The sequence below is a fragment of the Pseudomonas sp. SJZ131 genome (assembly GCF_007828705.1).
GTDB lineage: Bacteria > Pseudomonadota > Gammaproteobacteria > Pseudomonadales > Pseudomonadaceae > Aquipseudomonas > Aquipseudomonas prosekii.
On the sequence record NZ_VIVC01000003.1, the window covers coordinates 733666 to 740431 of the forward strand.

The window sequence follows — 6766 nt, forward strand, 5'->3', positions numbered from 1 at the left end:
TAACGATCAAGGATGATCCATGACTATCGCGGTTGCTGCACCGGTTTCGCCTGCGGAACTGGAAGCTCGTTTACGCCTGCACCGCTTGCCCGATCTGGGCCCGGTGCGTTTCAAGAAATTGCTCGAAGCCTTCGGCTCGGCCTCCAAAGCCATCAGCGCGCCGGCCAGTGCCTGGCGTTCGCTGGGCTTGCCGGCAAGCTGCGCCGAGGCGCGGCGCACGGAGGATATTCGCGACGGCGCCTGTCACGCATTGGCCTGGCTAGAGCGTCCGGGCCAGCATTTGCTGATGTGGGACCAACCGGACTACCCGGCGCTGCTCGCGGAAATCAGCGATGCGCCGCCGCTGCTGTTTGTCGCTGGCGACCCCGGCATCCTCGATAAACCGCAACTGGCGATGGTCGGCAGCCGCCGTGCATCGAGACCGGGAATGGACACGGCGGCGGCGTTTTCACGAAGTCTGGCCGGCGCCGGTTTTGTCATCACCAGCGGCTTGGCGCTCGGCATCGACGCCGCCGCGCACCAGGGCGCTTTGGACGTTGGCGGGCAAACGGTAGGGGTGCTTGGCACGGGTCTTGAAAAGTTTTATCCACAGCGCAATCGCCGCCTCGCCGACGCGATGATTGCCAGCGGTAGCGCGGTGCTTTCCGAATTCCCTTTGGACGCCGGGCCGACTGCGAGCAACTTCCCCCGGCGCAACCGGATCATCAGCGGTTTGTCGCTCGGCGTGCTGGTGGTCGAGGCCAGCGTCGCCAGTGGTTCGCTGATTACCGCGCGGCTGGCGGCGGAACAGGGGCGCGAGGTTTATGCGATTCCTGGCTCGATTCATCACCCCGGCGCCAAGGGTTGCCATCAACTGATCCGCGACGGCGCGATGTTGGTGGAAACCATCGAGCACATCCTCGAAGCCTTGCGTGGCTGGCAGCAATTGCCGCTGGCGATCAACGCTGCGCCGGCGACCCACCCGCTGCTCATGCTGCTGCACGCGGCGCCGCACACCAGTGAAGCGCTGGCGCACAGCAGCGGTTGGGCGCTGCCGAAAGTGCTGGTGGCGCTGACCGAGCTGGAAATGGCTGGCCGTGCGGTGTGCGAAAGCGGTCGCTGGTTTGCGCGGGTGAGCTAGGTTTTATAAGGAGAATCGGTAAACTGCGCAGAGCCTTATTCCGGAGAGTTTTTCATGGTCAACAGTTGGCGTGTGCAGCAAGCCGCGCAAGCAATTCGCGCAGGAGCGGTAATCGCCTACCCGACCGAAGCCGTCTGGGGTCTGGGTTGCGACCCGTGGGATGAAGAAGCGGTGGCGCGTTTGTTGATGATCAAGGGGCGGGCGGTGGATAAGGGCCTGATTCTGGTGGCCGACAACATTCGCCAGTTCGACTTCCTCTTCGAAGACTTTCCCGAGCTGTGGATGGACCGCATGGCCAGCACTTGGCCGGGGCCGAACACGTGGCTGGTGCCGCACCAGAATCAGTTGCCGCAGTGGATCACCGGGGTGCACGAAACCGTGGCGCTGCGCGTCAGCGATCATCCGCTGGTGCGCGATTTGTGCGCATTGGTCGGGCCGCTGGTGTCGACATCCGCCAACCCGCAGGGCCGCCCGGCCGCGCGCACGCGGATTCGCGTCGAGCAGTATTTCCGTGGGCAGATTGATGGGGTGTTGGGCGGCAATCTCGGTGGGCGCAAGAACCCGAGCGTGATCCGCGATCTGGCGACCGGGAATGTGGTACGCCCGGGCTGAGAGCGCATTGGGCCCATCGCGAGCAAGCTCGCTCCCACAGGAGATTTGTGATCAACACATAATCCATGTGGGAGCGAGCTTGCTCGCGATGGCGTCCGTCAAGGCAACAAAACCGTCGAACCCGTCGTGCGCCGCGCCGACAATTCGCTCTGCGCCTTCGCCGCATCGGCCAGCGCATACTTCTGGCTGATGTCGACTTTCAGCTTGCCGCTGCTGATCATCTCGAACAGCTCATCGGCCATGCGCTGCAGGTTTTCGGCGTTGTTCGCATAAGTCGCCAAGGTCGGCCGGGTCACGTACAGCGAACCCTTCGCCGCGAGAATTCCCAGATTGACCCCGTCCACCGCGCCCGACGCATTACCAAAACTCACCACCAGACCGCGCTGCTGCACGCTGTCCAGCGACGTCAGCCAAGTGTCCTTGCCGACGCCGTCGTAGACCACCGGGACTTTTTTCCCGTCGGTCAATTCCAGCACCCGTTGTGCGACGTTTTCGTGGCTGTAATCAATCGTTTCCCACGCGCCGTTGGCCTTGGCCAGCGCGGCTTTCTCGGCTGAACTGACCGTGCCGATCAGCTTCACGCCCAACGCCTTGGCCCACTGGCACGCGAGGGAGCCGACGCCGCCCGCCGCCGCGTGGAACAAAATGGTTTCGCCGCCCTTGAGTTCATAGGTCTGGCGCAACAGGTACTGCACGGTGAGGCCCTTGAGCATCACCCCGGCGGCTTGTTCGAAGCTGATGGCGTCCGGTAACGCCACCAGGTTGGCTTCCGGCAACACGTGGATTTCACTGTAGGCGCCCAACGGACCGCTGCCGTAAGCGACGCGATCGCCGACCTTGAAGCGGGTCACTTCGCTGCCCACCGCTTCGACAATCCCCGCGCCTTCGGAGCCCAGGCCCGACGGCAAGGCTGGCAGCGGATAGAGGCCGCTGCGGTAATAAGTGTCGATGAAGTTAAGACCGATGGCCTTGTTGGCGACGCGCACTTGCTGCGGGCCGGGCTCGGCGGGTTGGTAATCGACATACTCGAGCACTTCGGGGCCGCCATGGGCGCGGATCTGGATACGCTTAGCCATTTGCCTTCTCCATTCGTCGTCGTTGTGAAGCTGCCTATCGGACTCCTTAGCTTGATCTTCGTCAACTGCGGCGTGCCCGCGTGCAATGTTATGCTACGCGCCCATTTGCGCCGGCCCCCGCTCCGATGGAGCGCCGCGTAGTTTTGCCCGATTCAAGGTGATGACATGACGACCCGCACCGACGCCGTAAAAGCCTACCTGCTGGACCTGCAAGATCGCATTTGCGCCGCTCTGGAAACCGAGGACGGCGGCACGCGTTTCGTCGAAGACGCCTGGGCCCGCCCCGCCGGCGGTGGCGGTCGGACGCGCGTGATCGAAAACGGCACGGTGATCGAAAAGGGCGGCGTCAACTTTTCCCACGTCTTTGGCAGCGGTCTCCCACCGTCCGCCAGCGCCCATCGGCCGGAACTGGCCGGGCGCGGCTTCGAAGCCCTCGGCGTGTCGCTGGTGATTCACCCGCACAACCCGCATGTGCCGACGTCCCACGCCAACGTGCGCTTTTTCATCGCCGAAAAAGAAGGTGAAGAGGCCGTGTGGTGGTTCGGCGGCGGCTTCGACCTGACGCCGTATTACGGCAATGAAGAAGACTGCATCCACTGGCACCGCATCGCCGAACAGGCCTGCGCGCCTTTTGGTGCCGACGTCTACCCGCGCTACAAAGCCTGGTGCGACAGTTATTTCCACATCAAGCATCGCCACGAACCGCGCGGCATCGGCGGGCTGTTTTTCGACGATTTGAACGAGTGGGATTTCGACACCAGTTTCGCGTTCATGCGCGCCATCGGCGATGCGTTCATCGACGCTTATCTGCCGATCGTGCAGCGGCGCAAGCATGCTGCGTTCACCGCGCAGCAGCGTGAATTCCAGGAATTTCGCCGTGGCCGTTACGTCGAATTCAACCTGGTTTACGACCGGGGCACGCTGTTCGGTTTGCAATCGGGCGGGCGCACCGAGTCGATCCTCATGTCGCTGCCGCCGCAAGTGCGCTGGGGCTACGACTGGAAAGCCGAGCCGGGCAGCGAAGAAGCGCGGCTGACCGAGTACTTCCTGCAAGATCGCGATTGGCTGGCTGAGGCCTGAACGAGGAAATCTGATGGATCGTTATGTTGTTTTCGGTAACCCGATTGGCCACAGCAAATCGCCGATGATCCATCGTCTGTTCGCCGAGCAGACCGGCGAACAATTGGACTACAGCACCTCACTGGCGCCGCTCGACGACTTTTCCGACTTCGCCAAGGCATTTTTCGTCGAAGGTCGCGGCGCCAACGTCACCGTGCCGTTCAAGGAAGACGCTTTTCGTTTGGCCGACAGCCTGACTGCCCGTGCGCAACGGGCCGGCGCGGTGAACACGTTGAGCAAACTCGCAGACGGCACGCTGCTCGGCGATAACACCGACGGCGCCGGGCTGGTGCGTGATCTGACGGTGAACGCCGGGTTCAGCCTCACCGGCAAACGCATTCTCGTGCTCGGTGCCGGCGGCGCGGTGCGCGGGGCGTTGGAACCGTTGCTGGCGGAACAACCGGCGTCGCTGATCATCGCCAATCGCACGGTGGAAAAAGCCGAATTGCTCGCGCAATTGTTTGCCGATCTGGGGCCGGTTTCTGCAAGTGGGTTTGACTGGTTGCAGGAGCCGGTGGACCTGATTATCAACGCGACGTCGGCCAGCCTGTCAGGCGATGTACCGCCGATTGCCGGAAGTCTGGTCGAGCCGGGTCGGACGGTGTGCTACGACATGATGTACGGCAAAGAGCCGACGTCGTTCTGCTGCTGGGCCCGGGAACAAGGCGCGGCAGTGGCGATGGACGGTTTGGGCATGCTCGCCGAACAAGCGGCGGAAGCGTTCTTCCTGTGGCGCGGCGTACGCCCCGACACCGCGCCGGTGCTGGCCGAATTGCGCCGACAGCTGGCCGCATAACCCTGCCCTTGTAGGAGCGAGGCTTGCCCGCGAAGAGGCCGTGTCATTCGATAGAGATGTCGGCTGAAATATCGCCTTCGCGGGCAAGCCTCGCTCCTACAAGGAGTGGTGGTAATTCAATCTTCGAATCGGATCGGGCATTTCTCCGCGCCTTCCAACTTGCGCAGTTCCTCCACCACCGGCGGTCGCGCCCCGCGCAGGGTCAGGCTGCGATTCTGTTTGAGCAGCCGCCGCGCTTCCTGGTGCAGCATCTCCACACCCGAATAGTCGATGAAGTTGATCTGCTGCGCCTCGATCACTACGCGCGCGCCGTGCATCCGCTGCAAACGCACTTGCAGGTAATGGCTGGCGCCAAAAAATATCGAACCGCCGACACGCAAAATGTCTTCATCGCCATCGCGCCAATGTTGCACGCGCGGCTGCGAGGTGCGTTTGAGATAGAAAAACAGCGACGCCAGCACCCCGGCGTAAATCGCCGTTTGCAATTCCAGCAGCAACGTCGCGACACAAGTCAGCGCCATCACCACAAATTCGGCGCGGCTGACCCGCAGCAAGGCGCGGATGCCGCGATGGTCGACCAATCCCCAGGCGATCAACAGAATGCTCCCGGCCATCGCCGGAATCGGAATGTGCGCGATCAAACCCGCGCCGAAAATCGCAAACAACGCCACCCACAGCGCCGAAAACACCCCGGCCAGCGGCGAGCAGGCGCCTGCCTCGTAGCTCAGACCCGAACGCGTGAACGAACCGGCGGACAGCGAACCGGAAAAGAACGCCCCGACAATGTTTGATAAACCCTGGGCGCGGACTTCCTGATTGGCGTCGAGCAATTGCTGCGAACGCGCCGACAGCGAGCGGGCAATCGACAGGCTCGTCACCAAACCGAGCATGCCCACCGCGACCGCGCTCGGCAGCAGACGCAGGATCAATTCCAGGTCCAGCGGCACCGCGCTGAAGGGCGGCAAACGCCCGACAAATGCGCTGACCAGATGCACGTGGCCAAACATCGACGGCCACAGCCACACCAGCAAACCGCTGAGCACTAGCGTCATCAGCAATGTCGGCCAGCGCGGCAGGAGCATTTTCAGCACGATGCCGACGACAACCGTGGCGATCCCCAACACCAACGAGGGTTTATCCACAGCCCCGAGGTGGGTGATCAGGGTCATCAGGCTGTTGAGCGCCGTGGCTTCGTTCGGCAGGTCGAGACCGAGCAGATTCGGCATCTGCCCGATGGCAATCACCACGGCGGCGCCGAGGGTGAAACCGAGCACCACCGAATGCGATACGAAATTCACCAGCGCGCCGAAACGCAGCAAACCCAGCAACCACTGGAAAATACCGGCCAGCAGTGTCAGCAAAAGGATCAGCGTGATGTAGTCCTGCGACGCGGGCACGGCCAGAGGACTGACGCTGGCGTAGAGGACGATGGAGATCGCCGCTGTAGGACCGCAGATCAGGTGCCACGACGAGCCCCACAAACAAGCGATCAATACCGGAATGATCGCCGCGTACAAACCGTATTCCGGTGGCAACCCGGCGATCAGGGCGTAGGCGATGGATTGTGGCAACGCGAGAATCGCGCCACTGAGGCCGACGATTGCGTCGCGGCCAACGCTGGCGCGTGTCTGGCGCGGCAGCCAGCTGAGAAAAGGAAAGAGTGAATGGCGGCTGGGGAATGCCATGGGTCCTCTCGGGTGGGAGTTTGCGCAAAGGGTAGCAGGGTGAGAGGGGTGTCAGTTGGACCGCCCCCTCACCCTAACCCTCTCCCCAGAGGGGCGAGGGGACTGACCGTGTTGTTCTCTGGAGCTACATCGACCTGAAAGCCTGAGTCGAACTCAGGATTCGAAAGGCGCAGCCGTATAGATCTGAATGTCCGAGCCGAACTCAGGATTTGAAAAGCATGAGAATCGGCTCCCTTTCCCCTCTTTCCAGAGGGACGAGGAGACTGACCGTGTTGTTCTCTGGAGCTACATCGACCTGAAAGCCTGAGTCGAACTCAGGATTCGAAAGGCGCAGCCGTATAGATCTGAATGTCCGAGT

The 6766-nt window shown here is 62.4% G+C and carries 6 protein-coding genes; 4 read left to right on the forward strand and 2 right to left on the reverse strand.

Going from position 1 to position 6766, the window contains the following annotated elements; translation table 11 throughout:
• Positions 1–19: 19 nt before the first annotated feature.
• Together dprA and FBY12_RS17580 are read left to right on the forward strand one after the other, a co-directional pair.
• Entirely contained in the window at positions 20–1120 is a 1101-nt protein-coding gene (dprA, locus tag FBY12_RS17575) for a DNA-processing protein DprA (RefSeq protein ID WP_145254367.1), read from the forward strand.
• A 54-nt stretch (positions 1121–1174) separates the two neighbouring features.
• Positions 1175–1732 (forward strand): L-threonylcarbamoyladenylate synthase, encoded by a 558-nt coding sequence (locus tag FBY12_RS17580; protein WP_092275638.1) that lies wholly within the window; start codon positions 1175–1177, stop codon positions 1730–1732.
• A 98-nt stretch (positions 1733–1830) separates the two neighbouring features.
• On the opposite strand, the gene FBY12_RS17585 is transcribed toward FBY12_RS17580, so the two are convergent.
• On the reverse strand, positions 1831–2808 hold the full coding sequence (locus FBY12_RS17585) for an NADPH:quinone reductase (RefSeq protein WP_145254370.1): 978 nt from the start codon (positions 2806–2808) through the stop codon (positions 1831–1833).
• A gap of 165 nt (positions 2809–2973) precedes the next feature.
• Here FBY12_RS17585 and hemF point away from each other — a divergent pair, with 165 nt between their 5' ends.
• Together hemF and aroE are read left to right on the forward strand one after the other, a co-directional pair.
• A complete protein-coding gene (hemF, locus tag FBY12_RS17590) occupies positions 2974–3888 on the forward strand; it encodes an oxygen-dependent coproporphyrinogen oxidase (protein WP_092275632.1) in 915 nt (304 codons plus the stop codon).
• A 13-nt stretch (positions 3889–3901) separates the two neighbouring features.
• A complete protein-coding gene (gene aroE / locus FBY12_RS17595) occupies positions 3902–4723 on the forward strand; it encodes a shikimate dehydrogenase (RefSeq protein ID WP_145254372.1) in 822 nt (273 codons plus the stop codon).
• 116 nt (positions 4724–4839) lie between these two features.
• Here aroE and FBY12_RS17600 read toward each other — a convergent pair whose 3' ends face one another.
• Entirely contained in the window at positions 4840–6408 is a 1569-nt protein-coding gene (locus FBY12_RS17600; protein ID WP_121732586.1) for a SulP family inorganic anion transporter, read from the reverse strand.
• Between the last annotated feature and the right edge of the window lie 358 nt (positions 6409–6766).